The 13,662-nt window shown below is 61.0% G+C and carries 15 protein-coding genes and 1 pseudogene; 9 read left to right on the top strand and 7 right to left on the bottom strand.

What is annotated here, in order from left to right; all coding sequences use genetic code 11:
• The first annotated feature begins 163 nt into the window (after positions 1-163).
• From A11A3_RS08660 to A11A3_RS08650, 3 genes are read left to right on the top strand one after another with little or no spacing between them, the layout of a single operon-like run.
• On the top strand, positions 164-1,135 hold the full coding sequence (locus A11A3_RS08660; RefSeq protein ID WP_008928909.1) for a polyprenyl synthetase family protein: 972 nt from the start codon (positions 164-166) through the stop codon (positions 1,133-1,135).
• A 27-nt stretch (positions 1,136-1,162) separates the two neighbouring features.
• Positions 1,163-1,744 carry a YajG family lipoprotein gene (locus A11A3_RS08655; protein ID WP_008928908.1) on the top strand — a complete coding sequence of 194 codons (582 nt, stop codon included), beginning with the start codon at positions 1,163-1,165 and terminating at the stop codon, positions 1,742-1,744.
• Positions 1,744-2,025, top strand: coding sequence for an Rdx family protein (locus A11A3_RS08650; protein WP_008928907.1), 282 nt, complete (start codon positions 1,744-1,746; stop codon positions 2,023-2,025). Before A11A3_RS08655 ends, A11A3_RS08650 begins: the two co-directional genes overlap by 1 nt.
• On the opposite strand, the gene A11A3_RS08645 is transcribed toward A11A3_RS08650, so the two are convergent.
• Genes A11A3_RS08645 through A11A3_RS08635 form a run of 3 tightly spaced genes read right to left on the bottom strand, consistent with a single transcriptional unit; the run spans position 2,022 to position 3,809 of the window.
• The gene (locus A11A3_RS08645; RefSeq protein WP_008928906.1) at positions 2,022-3,203 is read right to left on the bottom strand and encodes a cation:proton antiporter; all 1,182 of its coding nucleotides are present in this window, start codon (positions 3,201-3,203) and stop codon (positions 2,022-2,024) included. The genes A11A3_RS08650 and A11A3_RS08645 overlap by 4 nt on opposite strands.
• 13 nt (positions 3,204-3,216) lie before the next feature.
• On the bottom strand, positions 3,217-3,411 hold the full coding sequence (locus tag A11A3_RS08640; RefSeq protein WP_008928905.1) for a CPXCG motif-containing cysteine-rich protein: 195 nt from the start codon (positions 3,409-3,411) through the stop codon (positions 3,217-3,219).
• Positions 3,411-3,809, bottom strand: a complete 399-nt coding sequence (locus tag A11A3_RS08635) for an HIT family protein (protein ID WP_008928904.1) — start codon at positions 3,807-3,809, stop codon at positions 3,411-3,413. The genes A11A3_RS08640 and A11A3_RS08635 overlap by 1 nt, the downstream gene beginning before the upstream one ends.
• A 143-nt stretch (positions 3,810-3,952) precedes the next feature.
• Between A11A3_RS08635 and A11A3_RS18225 the strand changes: the two are divergent.
• Positions 3,953-4,132, top strand: a pseudogene (locus A11A3_RS18225) (hypothetical protein); the annotation flags it as partial.
• Between the two features lie 102 nt (positions 4,133-4,234).
• Here A11A3_RS18225 and A11A3_RS08625 read toward each other — a convergent pair.
• Positions 4,235-5,251: an AraC family transcriptional regulator gene (locus A11A3_RS08625; protein ID WP_008928902.1), complete on the bottom strand. Its 1,017-nt coding sequence runs from the start codon at positions 5,249-5,251 to the stop codon at positions 4,235-4,237.
• 154 nt (positions 5,252-5,405) lie between these two features.
• On the opposite strand from A11A3_RS08625, the gene A11A3_RS08620 reads away from it, so the two are divergent.
• The gene (locus A11A3_RS08620; RefSeq protein ID WP_008928901.1) at positions 5,406-6,242 is read left to right on the top strand and encodes an SDR family oxidoreductase; all 837 of its coding nucleotides are present in this window, start codon (positions 5,406-5,408) and stop codon (positions 6,240-6,242) included.
• 157 nt (positions 6,243-6,399) lie between these two features.
• Positions 6,400-6,603: a hypothetical protein gene (locus tag A11A3_RS08615; protein ID WP_008928900.1), complete on the top strand. Its 204-nt coding sequence runs from the start codon at positions 6,400-6,402 to the stop codon at positions 6,601-6,603.
• Positions 6,604-6,621: 18 nt separating this feature from the next.
• On the opposite strand, the gene A11A3_RS08610 is transcribed toward A11A3_RS08615, so the two are convergent.
• On the bottom strand, positions 6,622-7,002 hold the full coding sequence (locus A11A3_RS08610) for a hypothetical protein (protein ID WP_008928899.1): 381 nt from the start codon (positions 7,000-7,002) through the stop codon (positions 6,622-6,624).
• Between the two features lie 248 nt (positions 7,003-7,250).
• Between A11A3_RS08610 and A11A3_RS08605 the strand changes: the two genes are divergently transcribed.
• Entirely contained in the window at positions 7,251-7,679 is a 429-nt protein-coding gene (locus A11A3_RS08605; protein ID WP_008928898.1) for a phasin family protein, read from the top strand.
• A 158-nt stretch (positions 7,680-7,837) separates the two neighbouring features.
• Positions 7,838-9,166: an ABC1 kinase family protein gene (locus tag A11A3_RS08600; RefSeq protein WP_008928897.1), complete on the top strand. Its 1,329-nt coding sequence runs from the start codon at positions 7,838-7,840 to the stop codon at positions 9,164-9,166.
• Between the two features lie 24 nt (positions 9,167-9,190).
• Here the strand turns inward: A11A3_RS08600 and A11A3_RS08595 are convergent, their stop codons facing one another.
• The gene (locus tag A11A3_RS08595; RefSeq protein WP_008928896.1) at positions 9,191-9,745 is read right to left on the bottom strand and encodes a porin family protein; all 555 of its coding nucleotides are present in this window, start codon (positions 9,743-9,745) and stop codon (positions 9,191-9,193) included.
• A 158-nt stretch (positions 9,746-9,903) separates the two neighbouring features.
• On the opposite strand from A11A3_RS08595, the gene A11A3_RS08590 reads away from it, so the two are divergent.
• Positions 9,904-12,318 (top strand): hybrid sensor histidine kinase/response regulator, encoded by a 2,415-nt coding sequence (locus tag A11A3_RS08590; RefSeq protein WP_040296942.1) that lies wholly within the window; start codon positions 9,904-9,906, stop codon positions 12,316-12,318.
• On the opposite strand, the gene A11A3_RS08585 is transcribed toward A11A3_RS08590, so the two are convergent.
• On the bottom strand, positions 12,315-13,661 hold the full coding sequence (locus A11A3_RS08585; protein WP_008928894.1) for a VWA domain-containing protein: 1,347 nt from the start codon (positions 13,659-13,661) through the stop codon (positions 12,315-12,317). The two genes, A11A3_RS08590 and A11A3_RS08585, sit on opposite strands and share 4 nt — an antisense overlap.
• Position 13,662: the final 1 nt, after the last annotated feature.

The following is a 13,662-nucleotide window of genomic DNA, read 5'->3' as shown; positions in this document are numbered from 1 at the left end:
GATGAAATTGGGACGCGGAGTTTACGCCATGCGCCCAGTCAACACAAGACTTTGCACGCGGTCTTGACCCTGACCTCACTGCCCTTTCGGTTACCTTGACTGGCCGGGAACCCCTGTTAGCATTGCCCGCTGTTGCGCCCACCTTCTACTTGGACTCAAGTGCATGGATTTCAAGGCAATTTATTCCGTCGTCGATGACGACTTCGAGGCCGTTAACGCCTTTATCAACCACCACCTGGACTCCAATGTGCCGCTGATCCGCGAAGTGGGCGACTATATTGTCCAGTCCGGTGGCAAGCGCCTGCGTCCACTGGTGTCGATTCTGGCCGCCCGCGCTTCCGGCTATACCGGCCAGCAGCACATTGATGTGGCCGCCGTCATCGAGTTCCTGCACACCGCCACCCTGCTGCATGACGATGTGGTGGACGAGTCCAACCTGCGCCGGGGCCGGCCCACGGTCAACGCGGTCTGGGGCAATGCCGCCAGCGTGCTGGTGGGGGACTTCCTGATTTCCCGGGCCCTGCAGCTGATGGTCGCCCTGCAGCACCCGCGCCTGCTTGAGATCTTCTCCCAGAGCACCAACACCATCTCCGAAGGGGAGGTGCTACAGCTCATCAACGTGCGTGACCCCAACACCACCGAACAGAACTACATGCGGGTGATCCACCACAAGACCGCCAAGATGTTCGAATCTGCGGCGGAAACCGGTGCGGTCCTGGGTGCCACCGACGGCAATGACCATGTGGAAGCCTTCACCCGCTATGGCCGCCACCTGGGCATCGCCTTCCAGCTGATTGATGATGTGCTGGACTACCAGGGCGATGCCGATGCATTGGGCAAGAACGTGGGCGATGACCTGGCCGAGGGCAAACCCACCCTGCCGCTGATCTATACCATCAACAACGGTTCGGCGGAGCAGGCCAGGCTGATCCGTGATGCCATTCGCAGTGGCGGCCTGGAGCATCTGCAGGAAATCGTTGAAACCGTTCGCGCCAGCGGTGGTCTGCAATACACCATCGACAAGGCCGACGAGCAGACTCATCTGGCCCTGGACGCCCTGGCACAGGTACCGGACTCCCCCTACAAGGACGCCCTGGTCAGGCTGGCCAACGAGTCCCTGCAGCGTACCTACTGACACTCACGCCAACACAAGGAGAGCCCCATGTTGCGCGCCCTGACTCTGACTCTGTTGTGTGCACTGGCCTCGGCCTGTGCACTGAGCCCCCAGCAGATTGATGTTTCCCCGAAAGCGGATGTGCAGACGGCCAATGTCGGCCACAACCAGCCGGTCCAGGTGATCGCCGTGGATTCACGCGACCAGCAAGCCTTTGGCACCCGTGGCGGTGTCTACAAGGAAACCGCCCTGGTGCGCCCCGCCAATGACGTCAAGGACGCCATTGCCCAGGCGGTACGCCAGGGTTTACAGGAGCAGGGTTTCAACGCCTTCAATCCGGGCCCGGATGCCACCCGCCTGGAGGTGCGCCTGGAACAGCTCGATTACATCCCCGAGGACGGCTCCGTGGTTAACGAAGTGACCCTCAATCTGAATCTGCTGGCGGAAGCGTCCCGCGGGGACGTGATCCACACTGGCACCTACAAGAGCAGTGTGGTCAACGATGTGCCGTTTACCCCCTCCGCCGGGCGTAACCAGAAGATGGTCAACGACATCCTCAGCGGTGCCCTTACCCGCCTGCTCAATGATCCCAAGATGCAGGCCTTTCTGGCCGGCAACGACAATCCGTAATGGCTGGCGGACGAGTCCGTATTCACTATTGCAGCCAGTGCCACTGGCTGCTCAGGAGTAGTTGGTATGCTCAAGAGCTGCTCAGCACCTTCAGCGATGAACTGGAGGAAGTGGCTCTGCGCCCCGGCACCGGCGGCCTCTTCGAGATCCATGCCAATGACGTGCAGATCTGGGAACGCAAGCGTGACGGCGGCTTTCCGGACATTGTCGAATTGAAACGGCGGGTCCGGGATGTGATCTGCCCGGACCGGCCTTTGGGCCACCTGGACCGCCAGCCCTAACGATCCCGGTTGAGCCAGCGGATCCCCGGGCTGGCGGTCAACCCGTGCAGGAAGATGCTGAGCAGCACCGTGGCCACCACCAGCTGGCCAATCAGCGAGACTCGCTCACCACTGCCGTGCTGTTCGAGAAACACCAGCCCCAGCACGATGGAAGCCAGTCCGCGCGGGCCGAACCAGCCCATGAACAGTCGCTGACGTGCGCTCAACCCGCTTCCCAGCAGCGCCATCATCACCGGCACGATGCGAATCAACGTCAGGCTCAACAGTCCGTAAAGCAGATACTCCCAACGCAACGACGCCATCGCACCCACCACCAGCAGGCCGAACAGGAAGAACACCGAGTAGCTCAGCCATTCGCCAAGCAGGCCATGGAAGCGCCCTTCCCGACTGCGCGGCCGATAACGCCATTGCAGAGCCAGGCCCGCCACAAAGGCAGCAATGAACATGCTGGCCGCCACCGCCTCCGCCAGCAGTAACGCCATGACCGGCAGGGACAACACCGCCATCTGCTCGCCATCCTCGGACAACCAGCCCCGGCGCCGGGAGGCGTCCAGCAACAGGCCGCCACCACCACCGATCACCAGACCGACCAGAGCCCCGTAACCCAGTTGTTCAATCACGTATTGCAACAACACACCCTGGCTGCTGACCCCATGCACTCCGGTCATGACGATGAAGAACAGCAACAGGGGCACGCTCAAGCCGTCATTGAGGCCCGCCTCCACATTCAGTGTTTCGCGCACCTTTTCCGGCACCCTGTCACTGCTGACAATTACCTGGCCCAGCCCGGCATCCGTGGGCGCCAGGATGGTGGCAACGATGGCCGCGTACCAGAGCCCCAAAGACGGAAACAGTAGCCAGGCAAGCACCGCGCCCAGCAGAATCGTCAGCAACATGCCCACGGACAACAGGCGGGCCGACAGCATGCCGTCGCGGCGAAATTCGCGCAGATTGGTGTGGCAGGCATCACTGAACAACAGCAACACCAGCGTCAGCTCCGACACCGTCAGAAACAAATGACCACCGGACTCCATGGCCAGGGTTGGGGTCAGCAGCGCCGCCACCAGCATGCCGGCCAGGGTAAACAGCATGGGGGCTGTCAGCAGCGAGCCCTCCAGCCGCCGTGACAGCAGGCCGTAGGCAAACACCAGCACGATAAAGATCCCCGGTAGCAGCATCCCCGATCACTCCCTAGTCATTTTCCGGTCGTACATCCACCATCGGCTCACCCCCACCATAGGGCACCTGTACGGTGAAAAGCAGGGGGCGACAGCACACCTGGCAATCTTCCACGTACTCCTGTTCGCTCACCGATGGGTCCACCAGGACCTCGATGGCTTCCCAGCAATGGGGGCACTGCACGGTTACCGGCAACAGATCCTGCATCATGCCTCCACGGTAAGCGGCGTCAGCCAGGCGGGTGCCTCATCCTCGGCCCAGGGTTCGGGCTGCCCCTGGCCCCAGACCGGCCCCGGCCAGCAGGGGTCGCCCTCAAAACGGGCAATGATGTGAATATGCAACTGGGGCACCATATTGCCCAGCGCCCCCAGGTTCATCTTGTCGGCACCGGTCAGCCGCTCCAGCTGGCCGGCCAGATCATTGACCAGGGCCAGTAATGCCTGTTGCTCGGCAACGGGCAGATGATGCCATTCACGCAGCCCCTCCCGCTTGGGCACTACCACCAGCCAGGCAAAACGCTGGTCGTTCATGTAACGCACCCAGCACAGGTCGGTTTCCGCCACCGGGCGGGTATCCTGGGCAAGACGGGGATGCAGAGAGGTCATCGGCAAAACTCCTTGGCAGCAGCAACCGCCGGCGATAGCAGTTATATCAGACAATATCGATATGCAAATAATAGAAATAACAACACAGGGGCAGGCCCGGCCATGGCCTGAATTGCCATCACCACCATCATCGCGCTGCTTCAGTGTACGCTGTTCAGCTTTATGGTCGGCCGGGCCCGGGTCAAGTACCAGGGGAGCAGCGGGTTATTTTCCTGCCCGCTCTGTGGCTGTGCGGCGGGTTTCTGGAACCCCACCTGGCCGCCGGCGTCGGCCTGCTGTTCATTATCGGCCGCCAACGCTATTTCAATCATTACCTGGACGAGCCCTGCCAACGTGGCAAGGGCTTCCTGATCGGCTTTATCAGTACCCTTTTTCTGCTGCTGGGCCCCCCTGGCCGGCGCCATCCTGACCCTGCTGCCCGGCGGTTACTGACGGTAATCCGAGGGGCTGCGCTGAGTCCAGCGACGGAAGGCACGGGCAAAGTTGGAGGCGTCGGAGTAACCCAGGGCCATGGCGATTTCATCCACGGTCTTGTCCGACTGGGTGAGATATTCCACCGCCAGTCCCTTGCGCAGGTCATCCAGCACCGTCTGGTAACTGGTCCCCAGTTGCTGCAGCTTGCGCTTGAGCGTCCGCGACGACATGTGCATCTCGGTAGCCACTTCATCCACCCCCGGGAAACGTCCGGCGCCACTGAGAATGATCCGCCGCACTTTGCCGAGCAGCGCCGGCGGTGCCTTGATGGAGGCCATTTCCTGCTCGCACTGGGCCGCCGCCATCCGTGCCAGACGCGGATCGGCAAAGCGCAGGGAATAATTGAGTCGCTCGACGGGGAAGCGCATCTGGTTGGTGGCACAGTCGAAATAGACCGGCACCGGAATCAACGGGCGCAGTGACTGGAAGTAATCGGGCTCCGGGTAGGAGAACCGCAGCTCACCGATAATCTCCATGTCCGGCAGCAACTTCATGCCCATGAAGTGGAAACTGGAAAACAGACTCTCCATCATCATCGGCGCCAGCACACCCAGAGCCAGCATTTCGTCAATCTGCAGCACCGCGTGGTCGCCATCCTGGAACACTTCCAGCTGGACGAGGGTGGTTCGGGTACGGAAATACTTCACCGCCAGATCCAGCGCCTCGCCCAGGGTGGCACTGCTCATGGCCGCATAGCCCAGAAAGCCGTGGGACGACAGCGTCATTGACGCCCCCAGTTCCCAGCCCAGCCAGGGCTCGCCGGTGAGCGCCACGGCACGTTCCACCACCTTTTCGTAATCACGGGCGGTGATACGCATCTGCGGGTCGCGCCAGCTGCCCGGCGCGATATCGGTGCCATCCAGCACCGCCTCCGGGGCAATCTTGCGCCGGCCCAGCACCTCCAGCAGCAAGGCCAGATACTCCGCCGAGATGGCATACTCGGACGGGTCCATCTTGAGAATTGTCATACTTATCGTCCTGCCGGGGCATGGCCCCAAATGACCGACAAAACCAAGAAGATACCGCCACCACTTGATGCTGACAAGTGACTCTTGTTTACTTGGCGCAAACCAAGCGCTTGCTTGGTTTGCTGGATTTGAAAAAAACACCGGGAGAGACACCATGAGCAGCCCTTCACTGAAAGGCAAAACCCTCTTTATCAGCGGCGCCAGCCGGGGCATCGGCAAGGCCATTGCGGTCCGTGCGGCCCGGGATGGCGCCAATATCGTCCTGTTCGCCAAGACCACTGAGCCCCACCCCAAACTGCCCGGCACGCTTTACACCGCGGCCGATGCCGTCCGCGAAGCCGGCGGCCAGGCGCTGGTGTGTGTCGGCGACCTGCGTTTCGAGGATCAGCTTCAGGCGGCCATCGACCAGGCTCTGGAGACCTTCGGCGGCATTGATATTCTGGTTAACAACGCCAGCGCCATCGCACTGACCGGCACCGAAGCCACCACCATGAAGTCCTACGACCTGATGCACCAGATCAACAGTCGTGGCACCTTCATGGCCAGCAAACTGTGCCTGCCCCATCTGCGCAAGGCGGACAACCCGCACATACTCAACCTGGCGCCACCGCTCAACCTGTCACCGCGCTGGTTCGGGCCCCATGTGGCCTACACCATGGCCAAATACGGCATGAGCCTGTGCGTGCTGGGCATGGCCGAAGAGTACAAAGGCAAAGTGGCCGTCAATGCGCTGTGGCCGAAAACCGTAATCAATACCGCGGCGGTACAAAACCAGCTGGGGGGCGCCTCTACCGTGAAAGCCGCCCGCCAGCCGGAAATCATGGCTGACGCCGCCCACGCCATCCTCTGCCAGGACAAACAGGCCTGCAGTGGCAATTTCTTCATTGATGAAGAGGTGCTGAGAAACACGGGGGTCCAGGATTTTAGCGGCTACCGGGTGGATGCCGATCTGGATGACAGCCAGCTGCTGCCGGATTTCTTTCTGGACTGACTTACCGAAATTGTCACATGCTGCCGCAGCACGCCATCGACTGTGACACAGGTCTCACAGGCAACCGGTAACTCATTGATTTAAAAGACCGGAGAGTCGATGCAAAAACTGGCATGCTTCTCGCTTTTGCTCTTGTCAAAATGGCGAGGCAAATGTCATGAGCAAAATCGTTCCGCTGCAACGTGTGCGCCCTGACGCGGCGCTGGAAAACCTGAACCGGCTCACCGGCCTGGATTTCCAGAGCTGGCCGGAATCACTGATACAACCGGCCGACGACGACAGCCAGACAAAAGAAACCCGGAGCGCATCCGCGCAATCCGGGCTGGAGAGTTTTCCGCAATGCGTCAGCCGTCAGGGCTGACGCGCTTTTTTTGCGATATCAGTAATTGGAGATCAGCTTGTCGCCGGGACGCAGGGCCGCTCCCCGTCGCTGCATGAACAACTCTTCGACGATATGGGTCATGGATGCATCGGCCAGGCGCAGGGAAATCTGCACCTGCTCCACCGCATCGGTAAAACGCAGACGCACCATACCGGAAAGCAGGGCACTGCCGTCGCCACCCACGTCGGCGGTGTCCACGAGCACGGCGTGGTCATTCTTGTCGTCCATGTAGCGCACCACCAACTGCACCTGACCGGCGGCACCGCCAACCCGCACCCAGGACGCCACATTGAATTCACTTTCCCACTGGCGTGCCCGCGGTGGACGGCCTTCCGACCAGATTCGGGTGGGCACCTTGGCAATAAATTTTTCTATCATTATTCACTCTCTGCCGGTCCAGTCTTTTTTAGTCAGTCTACGCCTGCGAATAAATAACGACCATGGATAAATTGGCGTACAGACTTTGACGGATATCACAGCACTGACGATCCACATGTCCAATTGTCAGACAGCTGCCCAGCCTCTACCCCGCTCTCCCCTCTACCCTTAGTGCTGTTGTTACCTCTTGTAGCAACCGGGAGCCGGATTGGCTCCACATTCACCGGAATCAATGAGGGAAGAATATCATGGGCGAGCTGAAAGACCTCCGCGAACAAAGCGAAACGCTGGTAAACCGCGCCAAAGACCTGGGCAACAAACTGTACCTGGCTGGCCTGGGCGCTTATGACAAGGCAGAAGAAAGCTCTGAAGAGCTGTACAGTAAGTACGTGGAAGCCGGTACCGAAGCCTATGGCGACAGCGCCGAAGGCAAATCCAAGGCCCTGCTGGCCGGTCGCGGCCTGCTGGAAAGCGCCCGCAGCCTGCTGGAAACCGCTCCGGAAAAACGTCAGGAGCTGTATGAGAAGTTTGTTGCCGCCGGCAAGAAAGAGCGCGGCGAAAAAGCTGACGAAACCAACGAATTTGTGCTGGCCGGTCTGGGCGCCGTAGCCACCGCTCGTGAAGAAAGCGAAAAGCTGTTCAACGAGCTGGTAGCGGCGGGCGAAAAGCGCGGCTAAGCCTGACAGTTCCCTTTCTGTAGTACTCTCCTTTCGGGGCCCTTCACGGGCCCCTTTTTTCTTTATCGGCCATAAAAACGCGGCAAATGGCCTGCTTGTACCATGTACAGTCCCGGGTCGCCGGTCTAGCCTTGTAGAGTCACAAACGAGGACAGACCATGGCTGACCGCCGCCCACGCAAACGCCCGACCACCACCGCCGGCCGCCTCATGCGGCTGACCGGCATGACCACGTCCATTGCCACGCGAGTCGCGGGCCATCAGGTGAAAAGCCTGTTCCAGTCCGCCGACGCCAGCGCCGCCAGCCGCGACAAGCTGATGGAACACATTGGCCGGGAAGTGGCGGCCACCCTGGGTGAAATGAAAGGCGCGGTGATGAAGGTGGGCCAGATCGCCTCGCAGATGCAGGACATTCTGCCCGCCCAGATCAGCGAACAGCTGAAAGTATTGCAGAACGCCTCCGCGCCCATGCCCTTTCATGTGATCCGCCGCCAGCTGGAAAAGGAACTGGGCGGCGAGCTGGACAGCCTGTTCCGCGAGTTTGAACAGACGCCTTTCGCGGCGGCCTCCATCGGCCAGGTGCACCGGGCGGTCACGCCGGACGGCGATACCGTGGTGGTCAAGGTTCAGTACCCGGCGGTCAAGGAATCCATTGATTCGGACATGAAACACCTGCGGCGGATCCTGCGCCTTGGCAGTTTGCTGAAAGTCGATGAACAGGCCCTGGAAGCGGTGTTCCGGGAAATCCGCAATCAGCTCCAGGAAGAGCTGGATTACCGCCAGGAAGCCGGCAATCTGGCGCACTTCCGTGAATTCCACCAGCATCAGCCCTGGCTGATCATCCCCCGTGTCTACGATGATCTGTCCAGCGAAAAGGTACTGACGTTGAGCCTGGAAGAAGGCACGCCGCTGGACCAGGTGGACGACGCGCACGGTTTTGACCAGCAGACCCGCAACCAGCTCGGCGAGCGGCTGTTCGATGCGCTGGGCGAGCAGATCTTTGCCCTGCGCGCGGTCCATTGCGACCCGCACCCGGGCAACTTTGCCTTCCGGCCTGATGGCACCATCGTCATGTATGACTTCGGGGCGGTAAAACGGCTCAATGCCCAGGATACCGAGCTGCTGCGAAATATCGTCATGGCCGCCATGGGTCAGCATTGGGCCGAACTCGATCAGCACCTGCAGGCACTGGGCGCGCGCAAGGCCGGCACCACGGTCAACGATCAGTTCTATGCCACCTGGATCGATTTGCTGCTGCGTGCGTTCGGAGATACGCCCTATGACTTTGCCCGGGCCGAGCTGCACAAGGACATCATGCGGCAGGTCAAACGCACGCCTCTGGAACAGTTGCTCAAGTTCCAGCCGTCGTCGCGCTCACTGCTGGTGGAGAGGGTCATCAGCGGCCACTACTGGACCATGATGAAGCTGGGGGTGAATACGGCATTCCGGCCCAATCTGGAGCGGGCCCTGGACAACGCCCGGGAGTAACCCGGGCGCATTGCCAGACGGCGATCAGAATGCGGAGCGCAGGCCCACGCTGATGCCGGAAATCTCCTCGTCATCCTTGTCCACGTAGCGCATGTATTCCAGATTGGCGCCCAGGGTATCGGTGAGGTTGAAATCCAGGCCACCGCCGTAGGACTGATCCTCGAAGGTGCGATCCTCATCAACGGAATAGTCCACGCCGGCGACCGTGCCGTTGGCTTCCACGGAACCTTTCACCTTGGTATAGCCGCCGATCACATAGGGGCGCACTACCTCACTGAGCGGCGCCGCCAGCTTCAGGTAGCCCCCGTAGAGGTGGTCCATCTTGAAGTCGGCAATGCCTTTGGAGTCCTTGTCAAAACCCAGCCCCCCGCGGGCCTCGATGGCCAGGAAATCGGTGATATCCACCCCGGCCTGTACCGTGGCCGAATCGATTTTCAGGGTGTCGGTATCGTATTCCTCGTTGTCGTACTGGATCTGGCTGTAGCTGCCGCCAATGTAGGGGCCCGCAGCATAAACGCCCTGGGCCATGACCAGAGAACAGGAAAACAGCACGGCATTGCGCAGAATCGTGACCTTCATGAAATACTCCTTTTCCGTTTCGTCACCGATTTCGAGACACCATTTGTCGTCTTGTTCCGGCTGTTCCGGTAAATTCTGTAAAATGCCAGAATAACCGGAACCGGCGCACCGTCAGCGGGGGGAACCCCGTCACACTTAACAGAACAACAGGACCGGGAATGTCAAAGGGACGTGTCACTATTTTGGGGTGGGTCTACCTGTGCCTGCTGGCCATGGCCGGCCACAGCCAGGCGCTGACGTTGAACGATCAGCAGCATACCTATGTGGCCTCACCGCAGGTGCAGTGGCTGAGTGACCCGAACTACGCCCTGAGCCCGGCCATGGCGCTCAATGCCCTGCTGGCCGGCCAGGGGCAGTCGCTGGACATGAACTACCCCTCCCTGGGCTTTCTCGACGGTTACCAGTGGTTTCTGCTCAAACTGGATAATCGCAGCGCCCTGCCGTTCTGGTTTTTGCGGGCGGCGCGCCCCCATCTCGACTATCTGGATGTCTATCTGTTCAACCCGCAGCGCCAGCAGCTTGAACACATGCGACTGGGTGACCGCATCCCTTTCAGTGAACGCCCGCTACCCCATCACCAGCTGGTCATCCCGCTACAGCTGCCCAAGCAGCAGGGCCGCTATGTGCTGATGCGGGCCCAGGGCGAAAACGTCATTGAAATGCCGGTGGAGCTGATGACGCCCTCCGCCCTGTCCCAACAGGACAACGAGCTGACGTTGCTCAACGGGCTCTACTTTGGCTCTATCGCCATCATGTGTCTGTTCAATCTGCTGATCTTCATGTCGATCCGTGATGTGGGCTATCTGTTCTATGTGCTCTACCTGGGCTGCTTCGGCCTCAACCTCTTTACCCGCGAAGGGCTCAGCTACCAGTGGCTCTGGCCAGAGGCCACCTGGTGGAATCATTACTCACTGCCCGTGCTCAATCTGCTGACATTGGCGTTTTCGCTGCTTTTCTCTGCCCAGTTTCTGGAGCTGAAAACCCGGCTGCCGCGGCTGCACCGCTGGCTCAATCGCATTGCCATCGGGCTCTTTATTGCGGCCCCCCTGAGCCTGGTGGATTTTCATTTCTTTATTCAGGCCAGCACCGCCATCGTTCTTCCCTGGGCCTTCATCGCCAGCGGCCTGGCGCTCTTTCTGCTCTACCGCGGCTATACCCCGGCGCGCTACTTTCTGCTGGCATTTGCCACCATCGGCCTGGCCACGGTGGCCTACATTCTTAAAACCTTCCAGGTGATCGAGGGTAACTGGTTCATGGAGAATGCCATGCAACTGGGCGTGGTGGCCGAGGCGTTATTACTGTCTTTCGCGCTGGCCAATCGTATGACCGTGTTGAAGACGGAAAATACCCGCATCCAGAAAGAAGCCACCGACGCCCTGGAACAACGGGTGGCCGAGCGCACCCGCGAGCTCAATGCCGCCCTCAGTGCCCGCAGTGAATTCCTGGCCGTCATGAGCCATGAAATTCGCACCCCCCTGAACGGCATCATCGGCACCGTGGACATGCTCAAGGCCTCGCAACTGGACCACGACCAACGCCACAACCTGAACGTGATCGAACAGTCCGGTAACAGCCTGCTCAACCTGATCAACGACATTCTCGATTATTCGCGCATTGAAGCCGGCAAGATGCCCATCGAGGAAACCCGCTTCGAGCTGCCGACACTGATCCACGAGTCCACGGCCCTGTTCGAGCATCGGGCCCACGTGCATTCCAACACGCTGACCTGCGAGCTGGATGAGGCCCTGGGGGACCGCTGCGTGGGCGACCCGGTTCGCCTGCGACAGATTCTCGTCAACCTGATCAGCAATGCTGTGAAATTCACCGACAACGGCCGCATCACGGTGCGCGCGCAGCGCGACGCCAACAACAGTGACTATGTCATGTTCGAGGTGGAAGACAGCGGCATCGGCATCAGCCAGGAACAGCTGGGCCAGCTGTTCGACTACTTTCAGCAAGGCGACAGCTCCACCAGCCGACGCTACGGCGGCACCGGCCTGGGCCTGGCCATCTGCCGGCAACTGGTGGAAATCATGGGTGGAGAAATCGGTGTGGACAGCGAAACCCATCGTGGCTCGCGCTTCTGGTTTCGCCTGCCCCTGCCTCTTGCCGACAACCAGCCAGCCTCACCGGTGGCCAGCACCGCCAGCACCCCCACGGTTACCCCCGGTAATTACCGGCTACTGATCGTGGATGACAATCATATCAACCTGATGGTGGCCGAAGGCCTGTGCAAGAAACTCGGCTATCACACCGAGGTGGCGGAAAGCGGCATGGAGGCCATTGCCGTACTGCTGTCCAACCCGAAAGAAACCTTCGACCTGATCCTGATGGACTGCGAAATGCCGGATATGGACGGCTTCGAAACCTCCAGACGCATCATCAAGCTGCAGCAGGAAGAGCGGCTGGCCTGGACACCGATCATTGCCCTCACCGCCCACGCCGTGCCCGACAAGATCCACGCCTGCCACGATGCCGGCATGGTCGGCCATATCGCCAAACCGGTGAATCTGGCGCGCCTACAGCAGGCCCTGCAGCAGGTGCTGCGTGGGGATGCGGGGATGGCGAGCTAGCGATCCAGCCCGGCCAGCAATGCATCCACCACTCGCTCCAGGTCGTTGAGCGAACCGCATTGCCGGGCCACCCGGCAGTGCGGCAGATAACGGTCCATCACCGCATCGCCGCTGTTCCAGCGCGACGGCGCCTCCGGATTCAACCACCAGACCTGCTTCACCCGCCGGCGGATCTGCGCCAGGGTTTCGGCGCCATCGGGCAGGTAGTTATTGCGGGCATCACCGAGCACGATCACCGTGGTGTTGCTGTCCAGCTGCTTTTCGCAGCGCTGCCAGAACGTTTCGAACATGCTGCCATAATCGGTCCCACTGCCCGACACCCGGTCAAGGATGCGCCCCACCGCCACTTCCGGCCGGTAGTCGGCAAAGTCATCCGTGATTTCTTCCAGCCGTGAGGCAAAGGCAAAGCTGCGCACCCGCGGCAACACATCGGTCATGGCATAAAGAAACTGCAGCAGAAAGCGGGCCGGCTCACGCACCGAACTGGACACATCACAGATCACCATGACCCGGCTCTTGCGCCGCGGACGCTGACGCCAGAACAACCGCGCCGGAACCCCATCGTTGCGAACCGAGGCCACCAGCGTACGTCGGGCATCCAGCAGACCGCGTCGACTGCGGCGCATTCGGCGCTGATGCAGGCTGGCCAGACGGCGAGCCATCTTGCGCACCAGCGCCCGGGTATCCCGAAACTCACGCAACTGCCGAAACGGCACCTCGCGCATGGTTTGCTCGCGCAGGGCGCGACCCTTGCCGGCACCGTGCAACTGGAACTGGCGGCGCACCAGCGCGGCGGCCTGCGCGCGGACCTGCTGGCGCCACTGACGCAACTGCCCGGCATGGGCCTGATCGCGGCCATCCCCCTGATCAAGCTGGAGAATGCGTTCGTCCACCGCCCCCATGCCCATGCTCATCAGCAGTCGTCGGGTAAACAGCCCCTGCTGGGTAATCACTTCCATGGCAGTGAAATCCATCTGCGCCGCCGCTTCCGCCATTTGCTGCTGCAGCTGCTGTGGCGACTGTGCCAGCAGGGCCGGGTCATCGCGTTTGGCCGCGGGCGCCGGCATCGACGCTTGATCCGCCTCACCGGGGGACGCCGTGTTGTCAGCGTCATCGGCGTGCGCAGCGGACAGGGAAAAAAAGCGGGCAAAGGTCTCGGCAAACGCCAACTGGTCCTGCTGGCGTTTGACCAGGGTCACCGCCAACGCCGACTCCAGTCGATCGCGGTGCCGATAGCCAATCAACGCCGCCGCCTGCATGGCTTCGGTGGCTTCCGCGGGGGAAATGCGCAGGCCGGCGCCGCGCAGCGCCTGGATCAATTCCTGCAGACGACGCTGGGGCACC

Origin of the sequence: Alcanivorax hongdengensis A-11-3, assembly GCF_000300995.1 — a bacterium.
In the GTDB taxonomy this organism is placed as follows: domain Bacteria; phylum Pseudomonadota; class Gammaproteobacteria; order Pseudomonadales; family Alcanivoracaceae; genus Alcanivorax; species Alcanivorax hongdengensis.
The sequence above is the reverse complement of the archived record's forward strand: the minus strand, read 5'-3'. Positions and strand labels throughout refer to the sequence as shown.

What these genes read in the sequence shown, in the direction of transcription:
- A11A3_RS08645 (WP_008928906.1), bottom strand. Translation starts at nt 3,203, where the DNA reads ATGCTGCTACCGGGGATCTTTATCGTGCTGGTGTTTGCCTACGGCCTG.
- A11A3_RS08620 (WP_008928901.1), top strand. Translation starts at nt 5,406, where the DNA reads ATGAGCAGCCCTTCACTGAAAGGCAAAACCCTCTTTATCAGCGGCGCC.
- A11A3_RS08655 (WP_008928908.1), top strand. Translation starts at nt 1,163, where the DNA reads ATGTTGCGCGCCCTGACTCTGACTCTGTTGTGTGCACTGGCCTCGGCC.
- A11A3_RS08635 (WP_008928904.1), bottom strand. Translation starts at nt 3,809, where the DNA reads ATGACCTCTCTGCATCCCCGTCTTGCCCAGGATACCCGCCCGGTGGCG.
- A11A3_RS08590 (WP_040296942.1), top strand. Translation starts at nt 9,904, where the DNA reads ATGTCAAAGGGACGTGTCACTATTTTGGGGTGGGTCTACCTGTGCCTG.
- A11A3_RS08660 (WP_008928909.1), top strand. Translation starts at nt 164, where the DNA reads ATGGATTTCAAGGCAATTTATTCCGTCGTCGATGACGACTTCGAGGCC.
- A11A3_RS08615 (WP_008928900.1), top strand. Translation starts at nt 6,400, where the DNA reads ATGAGCAAAATCGTTCCGCTGCAACGTGTGCGCCCTGACGCGGCGCTG.
- A11A3_RS08610 (WP_008928899.1), bottom strand. Translation starts at nt 7,002, where the DNA reads ATGATAGAAAAATTTATTGCCAAGGTGCCCACCCGAATCTGGTCGGAA.
- A11A3_RS08625 (WP_008928902.1), bottom strand. Translation starts at nt 5,251, where the DNA reads ATGACAATTCTCAAGATGGACCCGTCCGAGTATGCCATCTCGGCGGAG.
- A11A3_RS08605 (WP_008928898.1), top strand. Translation starts at nt 7,251, where the DNA reads ATGGGCGAGCTGAAAGACCTCCGCGAACAAAGCGAAACGCTGGTAAAC.
- A11A3_RS08595 (WP_008928896.1), bottom strand. Translation starts at nt 9,745, where the DNA reads ATGAAGGTCACGATTCTGCGCAATGCCGTGCTGTTTTCCTGTTCTCTG.
- A11A3_RS08650 (WP_008928907.1), top strand. Translation starts at nt 1,744, where the DNA reads ATGGCTGGCGGACGAGTCCGTATTCACTATTGCAGCCAGTGCCACTGG.
- A11A3_RS08600 (WP_008928897.1), top strand. Translation starts at nt 7,838, where the DNA reads ATGGCTGACCGCCGCCCACGCAAACGCCCGACCACCACCGCCGGCCGC.
- A11A3_RS08640 (WP_008928905.1), bottom strand. Translation starts at nt 3,411, where the DNA reads ATGCAGGATCTGTTGCCGGTAACCGTGCAGTGCCCCCATTGCTGGGAA.